Here is a 14,648-nt window from a genome sequence, read left to right as displayed (position 1 = left end):
ATTCCCACAGTGACAGCCGTTTCCGGGACCTGAGAAGCCGTTATAGCGGTTGAGACAGTTGAAATTGGTGGGTACCAACTATTTTTTCAACCTTGAAGAAATATGTGTACCAACCATGCGCACACAACAGGGGCGACGCATCGACGGTGAGCGCCCCACGACGAACGGGTTGTTCTCCGGCGCGGACGGGCGACTCGTCTTCGTCGAGCGAGACGGGTCGATTCGTGATCACTCCTACCCTCTCTCCGGCCTCTACGGCCTCGATGACTCACGGTTCGGTGTCTGGACCTCGGATAGCGTGACCTGGCTCGACGAGATTCAGACGGTTCGCCAGGAGTACTACCGCGACACGACGCTCGTCGTGACGGAACACGAGGCAGGGGACTGGACCGCCCGACAGTACGACCTCACACTCGAGGGTGCCCACATGACCCACGTCGAGCTACGGGGTGCGATTCCCGAGGACGCCCACCTGGTCGCCTCGCTGTCGTTCGTCCCGGACGGGAGCGTCCAGCCCGGCGGCAAGCTCGCCCACGACGACGCGGTGGAGGTGTACCACGACCGCGAGCACGACTACGTCACGGCCTCGACCGGCCTCGACCGCGGGACCGGCGAGAGCGACCTCGGCAAGTTCGCACTCGGTGGCTGGGACCCGCTCGGTGACACCGTCCGGGTCGCCGCCCCCTTCGACTCCGAAGGTGAACTCGCGCACACGACGCTCGTCACGTTGCTTTCGGACCGGACCGAGACCGACCGCGAGGACGCCCTGGCACACCTCCGGGCTGTCGCGGACCACCACCCGACCGACAAGTCGTTGCGGGCGGTCGCCGAATCCCGCCGTGACGGCCTGTCGGGAATGCCCTACCGGGACGCCGTCGGCGCGGACCTTCGGACGCTCGGCCTCCTGCGGTCGCCGAGTGGCGCACTGATGAAGGCACCCGAGTACGACCCGTTCGCCGAATCGTCCGGTGGGTACGGGTATACCTGGTTCCGCGACCACGCGGTCGTCGGCGACGCCCTGCTCGGCATCGACACCACGTTCGACCTCGGCGACGCCAGCCCGGACCACGACGCGGCGGTCCGGTTCCTCTGTCAGAGCCAGCTTCCGGACGGGACGTGGCCACAGCGCGTCTGGCCGAAAGACGGCGCGCTCGCCCCCGGCTGGGCGAACGGAAACCTCGAATCCGACGCGGCGGCCTACCAGCCGGACCAGGCCGCACGAGCAGTCACGTTCCTCGCGCGCTACCTGCGGGCGGACGAACCGAGTGCCGCCGACCACGGCATGGTCGAGGAAGCCATCGCCAGCGGCCTCGACGGCCTCGACGAGACGTTCCGCGGCGAGGAACTCGGCCGGTACCAGAGCGTCTGGGAGAACGAGACGGGGCGGTTCGTTCACGGCGTCGCGACCGCGCTCGACGCCTACGCGACGGTCGCCCTCGCGCCGGTCGCGGACGACCTCGCCGCACGTGCCCGGGAGGGCGCACTCGAACTGGTCGACCGGCTCGACGAGTTCTGGCACGAGGACGAAGGCGTGTTCGCCCGCCGCCTCTCCGGGGACGGCGAGCCGGTCCACGACCGCTTCGACGTGGCGACGCTCGCCATCGCCTCGGCCTACCGGGCCTACGCGAAGCTCGACCACGGCAGCGACCCCGAGTTCTCCACCGGGCAGGTGACGCGACTCCTCTCGCACGTCGAGTCGACGCTCGACGCCCTGGAACAGCCCGTCGGCGACGGCCGCGGGCTCGCCCGGTACGAGCGCGACACCTGGCGCAGTGACTCGGACGGCGAACCCAAGGTGTGGTCGGTCGCGACCGCCTGGGGCGTCGTCGGCACCGCGGAACTCGCCGCCCTGCTCGACGAGTACGACCCCGACCCCGAACGCGGCGCGGTCGGTGAACTCGTCGACCGCGCGAAGGGTCTCCTCGAACCGCTGCTGCCCGGCGGCGCACTGGTCAGCGAGCACGGCTACCTCGCCGAGCAGTCCTTCGCCGACGGGACCCAGGACAGCGCCTCGCCGCTGGCGTGGGCCCACGGCCTCCGGCTCGCCGGCATCGTCGAACTCGACCAGCTCGGCGCGCTCGGCCCGGAGACGGCTGCCGCCCCGTCGGGGCCGGACGAACAGCCCACCTGGACGTCCGGTGAGAAGTACGGGGTCGGCACCGTCCCGGACCACGACGACCCGAAGTCCCACGTCTGGTTCACCCTCACGGAGGGCGCGCTGACCGAGCCGCGATTCCCGCGCGTCGACCTGATGAACGTCAAGACGCTCGACTTCCTCGTCGTCGACTCCGAAGGCGGGTACGCGGCCCGGACCCACAACGAGCACCGGACGGACGACGACGCCGAGACCCTCACTCGACGGACGGAGATGGTCGGGACCGACGCGCTCGTCTACCGCCAGACCATCACCGAGAACGACGACGCCCACGAGTGGGAACTGACCGTCGAGTACGTCACCGACCCCGAAGGCGACGCCATCGTCGGCGACGTGTCGTTCTCCGCCCGCGACGACAACCAGTACGACGTGTACGCGGTCGCCGACAGTTCCTGTTCCAACAGTGGCGCACACGACAGCGCGTCCGTGGTCGGCGACGACGACGAGTACGCGGTCACCGCAGTCGACGACACGCCGGAGTACCTCGACAACGCCATCGTCGACCCCGACGGCGAGGAGTACGACATCGCCATCGGCCTCGCATCGAGCCGGTCGTTCGACCAGGCGGCCGTCGGCACCCCTGACGCCGCCCACGTCGCGGACCTCTTCCGCGGCGACGCGTCGGCCATCGACCGTGCCGACGACTCGGCCCAGGGCAACGTCATCCTACTCGGGCGACTCGGGTCGGGCGTGAGTTCGGTCGCCGACACGCTCGCACTCGGCTTCGCCACCGAGGGCGACGCGGATGCGGCCCTGACCGCCGCCGGCGACGCGCTGGAGGGCGGGTTCGTCTCCGTGCGCGAGGGCTACGTCACGTCCTGGCAGGCGTTCATCGAGGACGTGGAGCTGCCGGACTCGGTGCAGGGCTCCTCGAAACTCGCGAACCAGTACCGTGCCGCCGTCATGGTCCTCAAGGCGGTCGAGGACAAGACGTTCCGCGGCGCTGGCATCGCCAGCCCGTCCGTCCCGTGGGGCGACGCCGTCCCCAACGACGAGCCGACCGACTTCGGCTACAACTTCTCGTGGGCCCGCGACCTCTATCAGGTGTTCACCGCGCTGGAGACCGTCGGCAAGGTCGAGGAGGCCGCCGACTCGCTGGCGTACATCTACAACTACCAGCAGCGCGAGAACGGGTTCCTGCCCCAGAACACCTACCTCGACGGGCGCACCCGCTGGGGCGGCGAACAGCTCGACAACGTCGCCTTCCCGTCCGTGATGGCCTACCAGCTCTGGGAGCGCCACGACATCACCTTCGAGGAGGCCGACTACGACTACGAGCACGTCGCCGCCTCCGCAGAGTACCTCGTCCGCTCCGGCCCCGACAGCGGCCAGGAGCGCTGGGAGGAGGAGGCCGGCTTCTCGCCGAGCACCATCGCGGCGGAGATCTCCGGCCTCGCGTGTGCCGCCTGGCTCGCAAGCCAGGAAGGCGAGACCGCCGACGCCATCAACTTCCTCGCCCACGCCGACGCCTACCGCCGCGGCGTCGAACGCTGGTGTGCCACCACGACCGGCACGAACCGCATCGACAACACGCCATACTACGTCCGCGTCACCCGCAACGGCGAGCCCGACAGCGGCACCCGCCGCGAACTCGCCAACCACGGGCCGACGCTGGACGAACGCGCCATCATCGACGCCGGCTTCCTCGACCTCGTCCGTCTGGGCATCCTGCCGTGGGACGACCCGGTCGTCGAGAACTCCGTCGAGGTCGTCGACGAGACCATCCGCGTCGACACCCCGCACGGCCCCGCCTGGTACCGCTACAACGGCGACGGCTACGGCGAGGTCGGCGAGCGCGAACCCGACGAGGGCGCGCCGTGGGGCCTCGACCGCCTCGGCCAGGGCCGCCTCTGGCCCATCTTCACCGGCGAGCGCGCCGAGTACGAGCTCCGCAAGGGCACCAAGTCGGGCGACCTCGCCCCGCAGAACCTGCTGGAGACCATGGCCGGCTTCGCGAACTCCGGCCGGATGATTCCCGAGCAGGTCTGGGACCGCGAGTACGAGACCGAGTACGGCTGGGAGTTCGGCGAGGGCACCGGCGCTGCCACGCCGCTGGCCTGGAGTATGGCCCAGTACATCCGCCTCGCGGACAGCATCGACGCGGGCGAACCCATCGAGACGCCCGAGTTCATCGCCGACCGCTACCTCGACTCCAACGCCGCGCGCGTCCCGCCCGCGCTCTCGGTCGAGGACGTGAGCGTCGACGAGGGTGAGCGAACCGTCCAGGTGACCGGGAAGACGAACGCCGAGTACGTGCTGGTCCAGACCGCCGCGGACCGAACCCTCGTGACGGTCGAAGACGCGTCCTACAGCGTCGAACTCGAGTGCGCCCCGCACCAGGGCGACGTCGAGGTCATCGCCGCGAGCCCGGGTGAGAGTCTGGCAGACGTGGGCACCGTCATGCTCCAGCGCAGCCTGCAAGCAGAGGAGCGGACGGTCCACGGCGACGACTGACCGGGGACAGTCGGTCCGAGTCCCCACCTACTTCGACCGACAGTCAGGGCACTCGAAGACCTCACTGTGTGGCCCGTAGAATACCCACTGCTTTCTGGTTCCACAGGAGCTGCAGTGTGTGGCACGTTCCCTGTTATCCTCCCCGCATCCACAGTTGCCGCCTGGTATCTCCTGCATCGGCAACATGTTCGTTCCCAGTCATCCAATGCGTTCGGATGGGGTGTCCTCGTACCGAGCACTCGAACGCCCAGTCCCACGTTCGGCCAGTCACAGGGATTATTGTCTCGTATTGCTGGCTAGCGCTGCTTCGGGGGCTGGACGTGTCCCGGTAGACGACGCCCTCTAGCAGCCCCCGCGTTCGAGGACGGCTCGTGCTGCGTCCCGTACTCGCGCTGCTGCGTCGGTGTCAGCCGCCACGCGTTCGAGCACACGATGCGTCTCTGCAGTCGTGTCGAACCGGAGGCCCCAGACGGCGTAGTACCGAATCGAGCTGCGACTCACGTGGAGGTCGAACGGATCGTCGTCCCCGGGCGGGTCCCGACACCACTCGCGGAACGATGGGACGAACGGGTCTAGCAGCACCGGGTGCTGCGTGGCTGTGACCACCAGCGCACCGAGGACGCTGTCGAGCAGGTCGAAGCGCGACGCATCGACCACGGCGCGGACCGTCTCCTGAACGGTTGAGGCGGCCGGCGCGACGACCTCGGGTGATGCAGCCCCAAGCTGGGTCAGCGTGCGACAGCAGTTCTCCAGAACAGCGTCGTGTTCGTCGCTCTCGCCGACGTGGGTCGCCTTGAGGACGGTGTGAATCCGGTCCACCTTGGGGCGGACGACCGCCGGGTCGACGGCGGCGACCTCGGCGAGGAGGTTGGTGACACCCCGGTCGTAGAACGGGGCGGGGGCCGTCACATCGTCCGGGACAGCATCCAGACTCGCGTCGACGATGGCCTCGAGCGCCCCACGGATATCGCTCGTATCGATCGGATCCCGGCCCAGCAGCCGGTCCTGGAGGAGCGTCCGTGGCGCAGAGAACCACTGGCACTCTCCGTCGTAGCGGTCGACGGCGAACGCTCGGAGGAGGTCGCCGATGCCACGGCCGAGAATCGACACGCAGTCGGGGTCAGAGATGGTACCGAGTGCCCCTGCGAGTGCACCCAGCGGCGAGTCACCAGCAACGGTCTCGGCCGCAACCGACCAGTCGAGGTCGCCGTCGCGCCGGTCCTCGCAGGCCCACTCCAGTCGGTAGCAGATGGCCTTCGCACAGCTGTCGTCGACGGTACTCGGGTCCTGTCGGTGCCTGTACCGCTCCAGAAGGCCGAGATACGCCGGCCAGATGTCCAGCTGGCCCGGCAGCACCTCGACCAACACGTCACAGACATCGTACACGTTCCCCGCGAGTCTGCTCCCGACAGTAGTCATCACCGCCCAGCGCTCCTCGTCGGTCGACTCGGCCGCGAGGACCGCCTGAAATGCGGCACGGAACAGCTTCGCCGACGCGAGTCGGTCGACGTGCCAGGCCGGTGTCGACCGCTTCGGGGTACCCCACACGCCTGCACCGATGGCGTTCGGGTCGGGGTCGGCAGTGGCGACGAGTCGGTCGATGTGGGGCCGAACACGTTCCGGGTCCTGACTGGAGAGTGCTACGATGCCGTAACTCGCGTACAGGCGAACGAGCGGGTCAGTATCGTCTATCCGGGCGAGGAAGACGTCGAGAGGTGCAGAGGCCGGGTGTTCCCGGGCCAGCGTCGCCAGTGCGCGCATCGCCCCGGTCCGCCGGTCATCTCCCTCCTCCGGGTCCTCGGGCATCCCGTCGCTGGTCTGCCGGGAGGCCGACTCCGTCTCGACGATAGAACACCAGATCGAGACCGCGTCGTGGCGAGCATCCGTCCTCTCCGGCAGTGATTCGATGGCCTCTCCGGCGAGGTGTGCCGTCTCGTATCGGGTCCCGAGTTCAACGAACAGCGAGGCCAACGCCTCGGCCCCCGACGTGTCGCTCTCGTTCGGCTCGGCCATGGTCTACCACTGGAATCGACTTACCACTCGTACTTGAATGTGTCTGCGAGCGAACAGTGTCTGGTCACCGCGAATTCCCAGACGAGTCACCGACGCGAAGTGGCGTCGTCATCGCCGACGTGGGCACCATGATGCTCACGCGCCCCCTGCAGACCGAGACCAGGACGGTCCACGGCGACGACTGAGACCCGCCCGACAGCCGGTCTGTCTCTGCCGACTTCAACTCTACCCGCTGAGTGGTGAACCGAAGGCAATCACGTTGTCGCAGTGAGACGCCTGGCACACCCTGCCGGCGCGCCGTTATCGCCAGTGCTGGCCTCTCTCAGGTTGCAATGGTGAAAGCAGCAGTCGTCATCCTTGCGGGTATCGAAACGGGAAGCGATCTCGGCCGGCTCGTCAACGGGCTGGAGACGTCCAAGGAGTTCGCGGATGCGGGCGACGAACTCGAACTGGTCTTCGACGGGGCAGGCACGCGCTGGATTCCCGAACTGGAGAACGAAACCCACGACTTCCACGGCCTCTACACGACCGTGAAAGAGCACGCATCGGCGTGTAACTTCTGTGCGAACGCCTTCGGTGTCGCCGACGAGGTCGAGACCGCCTGCGTCCGCACGGTCGACGAGTACGACGGCCACCGGAGTATCAGCTCCCTCGTCCACGACGGATACGAGGTCCTGACGTTCTGACGGCGGTATTTACAGGATTCGTTTATTCACGTTCGGTGGACCGATGATACCGGACTCGACCGTCTTACGGCACGGGTTACTGGTCTAGACGGCAGGAAGAACCGAGACCGCAACGCCAATCACTGTCCTCCGGCCAGCCAACGTATGAGCGTCGCGACGCAGCTCGCCTACATGCTCGCCCTGCTAGCGGTCGGGGCCGGGTTACGTCAGGTCGGTATCCTCACCCCAGAGCGTCGCGACCAACTCACCTCGGTCGCCTTCTACGTCGCGCTCCCCGCACTCGTCTTCTCCTCGACGGTGAACCGGTCGCTGTCGGAGGTGCTCGTCTGGCGGCTCTTCGTGGGCGTCACCGTCGTCCTCGTGGCGGTGGCCGGCATCGGCTGGTTCGTCCATCGCGAGCACTCGAACCCGGCGCGCCGGGGCGTCGCAGTCATCCAGTCGTACCACTGCAACCTGGGCTTCCTCGGCGTGCCGTTCGTCGCGGCGACTTTCGGCGGCGTCACTGCCGGGAAGGCGAGCGTCATCCTCGGTATCGGCTCGCTGGTGCAGGTCACACTCACGGTGCTCCTGTTGACGCGAATCACCAGTTCGGAAGCCGACGTCGTCGAGGAACTGAAGAGCGTCGGTCGCAACCCGGTGCTCATCGCGCTCGGACTCGGACTCCTCGGCGGTGCCATCGGGGTCGACCTCCCCGAACTGGCCCAAAACTCGCTTGGTGTGCTCGGGAGCCTCGCGCTCCCCATCGCACTACCGGCGGTCGGGGCGTCGCTCACCACAGAGGACGGGCTGGTCGACCCGCCGACGGTCGGTGCCGTTGCCGCGGTGAAACTGCTCGTCATGCCACTCATCGCAGTTCTGGTGTTCATCGCGCTCGCGGCATCGCCCACCACACTCCGGGCTGGCGTCCTCATGCTCGCGATGCCGACGGCGGTCTCGACGTACATCTATTCGAGCGAACTCGGTGGCGACGGCGACCTCGCGTCAGCGACGGTCCTCGCGACCACCGTCGTCGCCGTCGCGACTCTCTTCGGCGTCGTGCAGGTGCTCGGCGTGCTGACGCCGTGAAAATCAGCCCGAAAGGTCCGTTCTGTCCAGCGGCCGTGATACCTCCCAGTACTCCTCGAATCGCCCTATCGCCCAGGAGCGAACCGCTTCGTTCTCCGTGTCGATAGAGCCCTGCAGGATGCCCCGGTCGTCACGCAACAGCAGGTGGACGACGCCGTCAGGGACCGTCACCGCCAGTGGAATCTCACCGTCGTAGACGTTGATGTGGGCGTTCTCCGCATCGACGAGCGATTTCAGCAGCCGACACAGCTCCGACTCCGCGGTGAGCGCGTCGATGGCCGACTGCGAGAAGACGCCGTAGAAGGTGAGTTCCCCGGCAGAGACCTGTTGTTCGACGGTCGCGAGGCTCTGGTTGTTGAAGGCGTGCGAGAAGCTCTTGATTTCGCTCGCACCCATCGTGAGGTCCAGGGTCCGCTGGAGCGGCGCACTCGGGCGCGTCTGGCTCGGCTGGATGATGGTCGCGTCGGCGAGGTGTTTGAGGTCGAAGTCGATTGCCTCGGCGGGCAGATACGGGACTAGCTCGCGGAGCGACTGTTCGGTCTCGACGATGGTCAGAAGGTTCGTAAAGCCGTTCGAGACGAGTTCCCCCGTCGGAGTCGCGCTGTACGTCCCACCGTCGCGGCGAATCCACGACCGGTCCTCGAAGTCCTCGAGAATGCGCCCGAGCGTGGCTTGCGAGGCACCCGTCGCGTCCGCGAGGTCGGTCCGTGACTGCGGGCGCTCGGAGAGGCACTCGAGCACCGTCACCCGGTTGGCCGAGAGTGCGAGGAACTCGATCTCCTCGAGTGCGGATTCCATACCGACCCTCCGGCCGTCTGGTTGAAACCACTTTCGCACTGTGAAAGGATTTCATGATGTGAAACACGCGTGCGCCGCGCCGGGATTGCACCTCGTGTAAGGATTTAGAAACGAACTGAAGCCACTGTGTCCACTAGCATCGGACAAGATGAATACGGTCCTCTCTTTCGAGCGGTCTGCTGTATCGGTGCGGCTCCCTGTCACCGCGGGTGTCACGCGGTTCCCCGGCGAGGAGGGCAGCCCCTGATGGTCGTCGACCGGAAGACGCTGCAGTACTTCCTCGCTGCAGCGCTGCTCTTCGGTGGCACCTTCGTCGCCGCGAAGGCGGGCCTCTCGTACTTCCCGCCGCTGCTGTTCGTCGCGCTGCGGTTCGACATCGCGGCCGTCATCCTGGTGGGCTACGTCGTCGCGACCCGGAGCCGGCGCGAACTCCTCCCCACCACCAGGGGTGACCTCGTCGGTATCATCGCGACCGGGGTGTTCGCCATCGGTGCGGCGAACGCGCTGCTGTTCGTCGGCCAGCAGTACACCACGACCGCTGTCGGGGCCATCATCGCGAGCCTCAATCCGGTCCTCACGCCGGTGTTCGCCGCAGTCCTGCTCGCCGACGAGCGCGTGTCTCCCCGCATGGTCGTCGGCCTTCTGCTCGGACTCGTCGGTGTCGCGCTCGTCGTCGGGTTCGACCCCACGAACGTCGAAAGCATCGGTATCGGGAAGCTCATCCTGTTCGCTGGTGCGGCAATCGGGGCGCTCGGGACCGTCCTTATCCGCTGGGGCGACGGCAGCCTCTCCAGCACGGTTCGCACCGCGTGGGGACTCCCGTTCGCCGCGGTCTTGACGCACGGCCTCAGCTGGGCCACGGGCGAGCAGGTCGCGTCGGTCACGATAGCGCCCGCCGCCGTGCTCACCCTGGTCTACCTCGGCGTGTTCGCGGGTGCCATCGCCTACATCGCCTACTTCAGCCTCATCGACGAGGTCGGCGCAATTCGCGCGAACCTGGTATTCTACGCCACCCCCATCGTCGCGACGCTCGGTGGCTGGGCGCTGCTCTCCGAGAGCATCTCCAGCAGCGCCGTCCTCGGGTTCGTCGTCATCTTCGCCGGGTTCGCCGTGCTCGGGAGCGACTCCATCGACATCGGGGACGTGCTTCCCTCGTTCGACAAGAGCGATGCCGGGGAATCCCACGCGTGGGGACTCAACGACGAAGCGCGGGGCTTCGAATCCGACTAGCCGCTTTCGAAGCACTCCCCCGAACCAGTGCTCTTCTTGCGCGTGTGTCGTCGAGTCTGATAGCGACAGAGCCGCACCTTGGCCTGAAATCAGGGGTTCTTCCTGTTCACCATCGTGGGCAAGTACCGGGGAGCGGCGTAGTAGCCAAACCTTTTACTCGTTGATGAAATAATACTTCTAACAATGACCCAACGCTTCGACCGGCAGAGTGGTGTCTTCCTCCACGTGAGCGCCCTCCCCGGCGAGGGCGGCATCGGTACGCTTGGCGAGCCGGCGGAGGCCTTCGTGGACTTCCTGGCAGACGCCGAGCAGTCGCTGTGGCAGATCTGTCCTCTCGGCCCCGTCTCGGGCGCGCACGGGAACTCGCCGTACCAGTCACCCTCCGCGTTCGCGGGGAACCCCCTGCTCATCGACCTCGACCGACTGCTCGAAGCGGGCTGGCTCGACGAAAGCGACCTCGACTCGGTTCCCGACCTCGGGCAGGACCAGGTCGACTACGATGCGGTTCGCGAGTACAAGCTCCCGCTCCTCCGAACGGCGTTCGAGAACTTCGAATCGCGCGCCGATGAGGCCGACCGGGAGGCGCTCGCCGACTTCCGCGAGGACCAGCACTGGCTCGACGACTACACGCTGTTCGTCGCTCTCAAGGAGCGCTTCGACGGGAGCCTGTGGACCGAGTGGCCCGAGGAGTACCGGATGCGCGACGAGGACGCCCTGGCCGACGCGCGCGAGGAGCACGCCGACGAGATTCGGTACCACGCCCTCGTGCAGTACTGGTTCTACGACCAGTGGCACGAGCTCAAATCGTACGCCAACGACCGCGGCGTCGACCTGCTCGGCGACCTCCCCATCTACGTCGCCCTCGACAGCGCCGACGTGTGGGCCAACCCGGACTCCTTCCAGCTGGACGAGCAGAATCGCCCCGTCGCGGTCGCGGGCGTGCCCCCGAGCGGCGACGACGGCCAGAAGTGGGGCAATCCGCTGTACGACTGGGAGACGCTCGCCGAAGACGACTACGAGTGGTGGGTCGATCGCCTCTCCGGACTGCTCGAACTCGTCGACATCGTCCGCATCGACCACGTCAAGGGCTTCGACAGCTACTACGCCATCCCGGTCGACGGCGGCCCCGCCGATGGGCACTGGGAGGACGCCCCCGGCCACGACCTCTTCGAGACGGTCGAGGCAGAACTGGGCGACCTCCCGTTCGTCGCCGAGGACCTCGGCTTCCCCGACCCCGAGCTGACGGCCCTGCTGGAGCGCTTCGACTTCCCCGGGATGAAGGTCTCGTACTACGCGAACTGGTGCGAGGAGGACCACGAGTTCCTGCCCCACACCTACCCCGAGAACACGGTCGGGTACACCACGACCCACGACACCGGGACCGCCCTCGGGCTGTACGATTCGCTCGCCGAGGAGGACCGCGGCTGCATGGAACACTACCTGGAGAGTGGCCGCGAGGACGTCCAGTGGGCACTCATCGACGCGGTGTGGAAGTCCGACTCGGTCATCGCCATCGCCCCCATGCAGGATGTGCTCGGACTAGATGACTGGGCGCGGTTCAACACGCCCGGGACCGCCGAGGGCAACTGGGACTGGCGAACCCGGTACGAGCACTTCCACGAGGACGTGTCCGGGCGGTTGGCGGACGTGACGCGGAATCGTGGACGGGGTCGGGACTGACGTCTGGAGGAGCCATCCCGCGACGACGGGAATCCGGCTTGAAGCGGTGGCCAGGTATCGAAGTTGCACTCGAAGTTCAGATCGGAGAGACAGGACACCGGTCGGAACGAAAGACAGTGCTAGCAACCAGTAGTAGTACCTAGTGTTATGCTTGTACGTGACATGAAGTACCCTGACTAATCATGCCATCCGGGCTAACATCACAACCGGCGTGTACGCGGTGCGGGAAATTCCTCGACGTCGGCGACGTGGTGGAAACCTCGGCCCTCTCCGACCCGCTTCGGGTCACAGAATGCGGACACTGCGGCTCCGTACTCGATATCGGTTCGCATCAGTGGTAGCACCGAGAACAGTAACCACTCTATCTTCTGGCGCCGTCTTCCTCCCCCGCAACTGATTCATCACGTCGGCCATCACATCGCGCTGGAGCAGTACTGTCGCACCCGAGAATAACCTCTCGAGGTAGATACGCCATTTCTCTCACAGAGATTCATCGATGGGACCCCACAGCACATTACCGTGGTGTGAAACCGAAAATTTACCCACCACTCGTATCGACACCGTACAGGAAACCGCGTTCGTCAAGCGCGATCACCGCTCCCGCCGTGACGATGGGTGGGCCACTGAGGACCGATTCCGTACGCATCTCCCACGCAACCTCACCGGTTTTCCGGTCTAACGCAACCAGGTTACCGTAGAGACCGAGGTACAGCGTGGCACCGTCAGTACCCGCACTCGTCTGTGGTCGACCGTCGGTCCGCCAGGCGACCGACCGGTCGGTCAGGTCGAGCGAGATGACCGACAGCGAGGAGTACGAGTCGCCGGCTGCGACGTGCGCTGTGCCGTCGACGACGGTGGCCGACAGCGTGACCGAACCCGGGTCGCCGCTGTAGGTCCACTCGACAGTGCCATCGGTGAGGCGCACCGCGGCCATCGTCGTCTCCGTCGTCGCGAGGACCGTCTCGCCCACGACCGTCGGTGCAGGCTCGTAGTCTGTCTCGCCCGTTCGTGTCCACAACTTCTCACCAGACCTGGCGTCGAAGGCGTACAACTGGCCGTTCCAGTTTCCGATGACGACGGTCCCGTCGGCGACCGCTGCCGGCCCGTCGAACACCGGGAGGTTCGCGTTCTCGGGCGGGGCGCTCCCATCTGGGAGCAGCTCGGTCGTGGTAGACCAGACGACCTCGCCGGTGACGGCATCGAGGGCGGCGAACTGGCCAGCTTTCGTCCCGGCGAAGACGTACTCGTCACCGACCGCCGGCGCACCAGACACCCAACCTCGTCCATCGATGTCGTCGAAGGCGCTCTGGCGGAGCGGCGCTTGCCAGTCGACCTGACGGTCGGCTATCGAGATCGCGACGACTCCGTTTCTGGTCCCGACGAAGACCCGGTCGGTCCCGACGACCGGTGTCGTCCATATCTCGTGGGGGACCGGCACCGACCACGACTCGGTCCCGGACCGGGCATCGACTGCTACGACCGAATCTCGGCGGGACACGAAGACCGTCTCGTCGCGGAGCGTGGGTGCACCGACCACGCCGTCCTGTTCGTCGGCGAGTTCACGAATCCATCTGGTCTGCCCACACCTCGTCTCGGTAGTCGAGGCCGCCGGGTTGAAGCCGGTGTTGGCGATATCGTGCTGCGGTGCGGGCCAGTCCGTCCCGGTTCCCGTGAGACGCTCGCTGGTGGTCGGCTGGTGCGTCTCCTCCCCGCAGGCGATACTCCCGATTGACTCCTCCGGGGACCGCCCGAGGCGGAGACAGCCTGCCAGGCCAGTGCCAGCAACCGCACCGAGGATGGAGCGTCGTGTCGGGTTCATAGAACGTTGAATGTCTCCAACGGTGGATACCAACGGCGAGGTTTTATAGGTTCTCCGTGAACCGCCGCTGGCCGAGGTGGGACGCTAGCCCCGCAACAGGTTCATCACTTCGTCCATCACGTCCGACTCCACCGCGACCACGTACCGGTTCCCAGCCTCCAGCACCGTCTCGGGACCACCCAGCTGATTGCCATCGGCATCCACGACGATGAGGCTCCCACGCGGCAGCCGGACCTCCTCCAGCGTCTTCCCGGCCGCGGGCGCGTCGGCGGCGATCTCCACTTCCACCACCTCGACGTTCCCGCCGATGTCTTCCAGGGTCCGGACACCCTCGACGATGATCTCGTTGACCGCGGCGCGAGCCCCGAGCGACTCGGGGAAGACGACGCCGTCGACGTACTCGCCGTAGAGGTCGTCCTCGCCCTCGGAGATGCGCATCACGGCGCGGATGTCGGCCATACGCTGGGCGGCCATGCAGATGGCGAAGTTCGTGGCCTCGTCGTCGGTGAGTGCGGCGACCACGTCCGAGCGGTCGGGCTGGGCCTGTCTGAGGATCGAGGGTCGGGCCGCGTCGCCCTCGATGACGGTGCCGATGTACTCGTCGCTGAGACGGTCGGCTCGCTTCGAATCCGGTTCGACGATGACGACGCTGTGGCCGCGGTCGGCGAGCAGTTCGGCGGTTCGGAGGCCGACGGTTCCACCGCCGGCGATGATGACGCGAAGGTCTTCTTGGATACTCTGTGACATG

At 66.7% G+C, this 14,648-nt stretch carries 10 protein-coding genes; 6 read left to right on the top strand and 4 right to left on the bottom strand.

The annotated features are described in order from the left end of the window. Nucleotides 1–115 precede the first annotated feature (115 nt). Nucleotides 116–4,609 (top strand): DUF7997 domain-containing protein, encoded by a 4,494-nt coding sequence (locus ACSC1S_RS18830; RefSeq protein ID WP_435365637.1) that lies wholly within the window; start codon nucleotides 116–118, stop codon nucleotides 4,607–4,609. A 342-nt stretch (nucleotides 4,610–4,951) separates the two neighbouring features. Here ACSC1S_RS18830 and ACSC1S_RS18825 read toward each other — a convergent pair whose 3' ends face one another. Further along, nucleotides 4,952–6,622: a hypothetical protein gene (locus ACSC1S_RS18825; protein WP_435365636.1), complete on the bottom strand. Its 1,671-nt coding sequence runs from the start codon at nucleotides 6,620–6,622 to the stop codon at nucleotides 4,952–4,954. Nucleotides 6,623–6,678: 56 nt separating this feature from the next. Between ACSC1S_RS18825 and ACSC1S_RS18820 the strand changes: the two genes are divergently transcribed. The 3 genes from ACSC1S_RS18820 (at nucleotide 6,679) to ACSC1S_RS18810 (ending at nucleotide 8,373) form a co-directional block, all read left to right on the top strand. Then, a complete protein-coding gene (locus tag ACSC1S_RS18820; protein ID WP_435365635.1) occupies nucleotides 6,679–6,807 on the top strand; it encodes a hypothetical protein in 129 nt (42 codons plus the stop codon). A gap of 147 nt (nucleotides 6,808–6,954) precedes the next feature. Further along, nucleotides 6,955–7,308: a DsrE family protein gene (locus tag ACSC1S_RS18815; RefSeq protein ID WP_435365634.1), complete on the top strand. Its 354-nt coding sequence runs from the start codon at nucleotides 6,955–6,957 to the stop codon at nucleotides 7,306–7,308. Nucleotides 7,309–7,452: 144 nt separating this feature from the next. Beyond that, a complete protein-coding gene (locus tag ACSC1S_RS18810) occupies nucleotides 7,453–8,373 on the top strand; it encodes an AEC family transporter (RefSeq protein ID WP_435365633.1) in 921 nt (306 codons plus the stop codon). A gap of 3 nt (nucleotides 8,374–8,376) precedes the next feature. On the opposite strand, the gene ACSC1S_RS18805 is transcribed toward ACSC1S_RS18810, so the two are convergent. Then, the gene (locus ACSC1S_RS18805; RefSeq protein WP_435365632.1) at nucleotides 8,377–9,171 is read right to left on the bottom strand and encodes a helix-turn-helix transcriptional regulator; all 795 of its coding nucleotides are present in this window, start codon (nucleotides 9,169–9,171) and stop codon (nucleotides 8,377–8,379) included. A gap of 246 nt (nucleotides 9,172–9,417) precedes the next feature. Between ACSC1S_RS18805 and ACSC1S_RS18800 the strand changes: the two genes are divergently transcribed. Together ACSC1S_RS18800 and malQ are read left to right on the top strand one after the other, a co-directional pair. After that, nucleotides 9,418–10,401 (top strand): DMT family transporter, encoded by a 984-nt coding sequence (locus ACSC1S_RS18800; RefSeq protein ID WP_435365631.1) that lies wholly within the window; start codon nucleotides 9,418–9,420, stop codon nucleotides 10,399–10,401. A gap of 183 nt (nucleotides 10,402–10,584) precedes the next feature. After that, entirely contained in the window at nucleotides 10,585–12,081 is a 1,497-nt protein-coding gene (malQ, locus tag ACSC1S_RS18795) for a 4-alpha-glucanotransferase (RefSeq protein WP_435365630.1), read from the top strand. A 538-nt stretch (nucleotides 12,082–12,619) separates the two neighbouring features. Here the strand turns inward: malQ and ACSC1S_RS18790 are convergent. Both ACSC1S_RS18790 and ACSC1S_RS18785 read right to left on the bottom strand, forming a co-directional pair. After that, the gene (locus ACSC1S_RS18790) at nucleotides 12,620–13,900 is read right to left on the bottom strand and encodes an outer membrane protein assembly factor BamB family protein (protein ID WP_435365629.1); all 1,281 of its coding nucleotides are present in this window, start codon (nucleotides 13,898–13,900) and stop codon (nucleotides 12,620–12,622) included. An 84-nt stretch (nucleotides 13,901–13,984) separates the two neighbouring features. Continuing rightward, nucleotides 13,985–14,647: a potassium channel family protein gene (locus ACSC1S_RS18785; protein ID WP_435365628.1), complete on the bottom strand. Its 663-nt coding sequence runs from the start codon at nucleotides 14,645–14,647 to the stop codon at nucleotides 13,985–13,987. Nucleotide 14,648: the final 1 nt, after the last annotated feature.

This window comes from Haloarchaeobius pelagicus, from assembly GCF_051207375.1.
Taxonomy (GTDB): Archaea; Halobacteriota; Halobacteria; order Halobacteriales; family Natrialbaceae; genus Haloarchaeobius.
This window is presented reverse-complemented; position numbering and strand designations above follow the sequence as displayed.

Coding starts and splice junctions, on each gene's coding strand:
- ACSC1S_RS18830 (WP_435365637.1), top strand. CDS start 116: ATGCGCACACAACAGGGGCGACGCATCGACGGTGAGCGCCCCACGACG.
- ACSC1S_RS18825 (WP_435365636.1), bottom strand. CDS start 6,622: ATGGCCGAGCCGAACGAGAGCGACACGTCGGGGGCCGAGGCGTTGGCC.
- ACSC1S_RS18815 (WP_435365634.1), top strand. CDS start 6,955: ATGGTGAAAGCAGCAGTCGTCATCCTTGCGGGTATCGAAACGGGAAGC.
- ACSC1S_RS18810 (WP_435365633.1), top strand. CDS start 7,453: ATGAGCGTCGCGACGCAGCTCGCCTACATGCTCGCCCTGCTAGCGGTC.
- ACSC1S_RS18805 (WP_435365632.1), bottom strand. CDS start 9,171: ATGGAATCCGCACTCGAGGAGATCGAGTTCCTCGCACTCTCGGCCAAC.
- ACSC1S_RS18800 (WP_435365631.1), top strand. CDS start 9,418: ATGGTCGTCGACCGGAAGACGCTGCAGTACTTCCTCGCTGCAGCGCTG.
- malQ (WP_435365630.1), top strand. CDS start 10,585: ATGACCCAACGCTTCGACCGGCAGAGTGGTGTCTTCCTCCACGTGAGC.
- ACSC1S_RS18790 (WP_435365629.1), bottom strand. CDS start 13,900: ATGAACCCGACACGACGCTCCATCCTCGGTGCGGTTGCTGGCACTGGC.
- ACSC1S_RS18785 (WP_435365628.1), bottom strand. CDS start 14,647: ATGTCACAGAGTATCCAAGAAGACCTTCGCGTCATCATCGCCGGCGGT.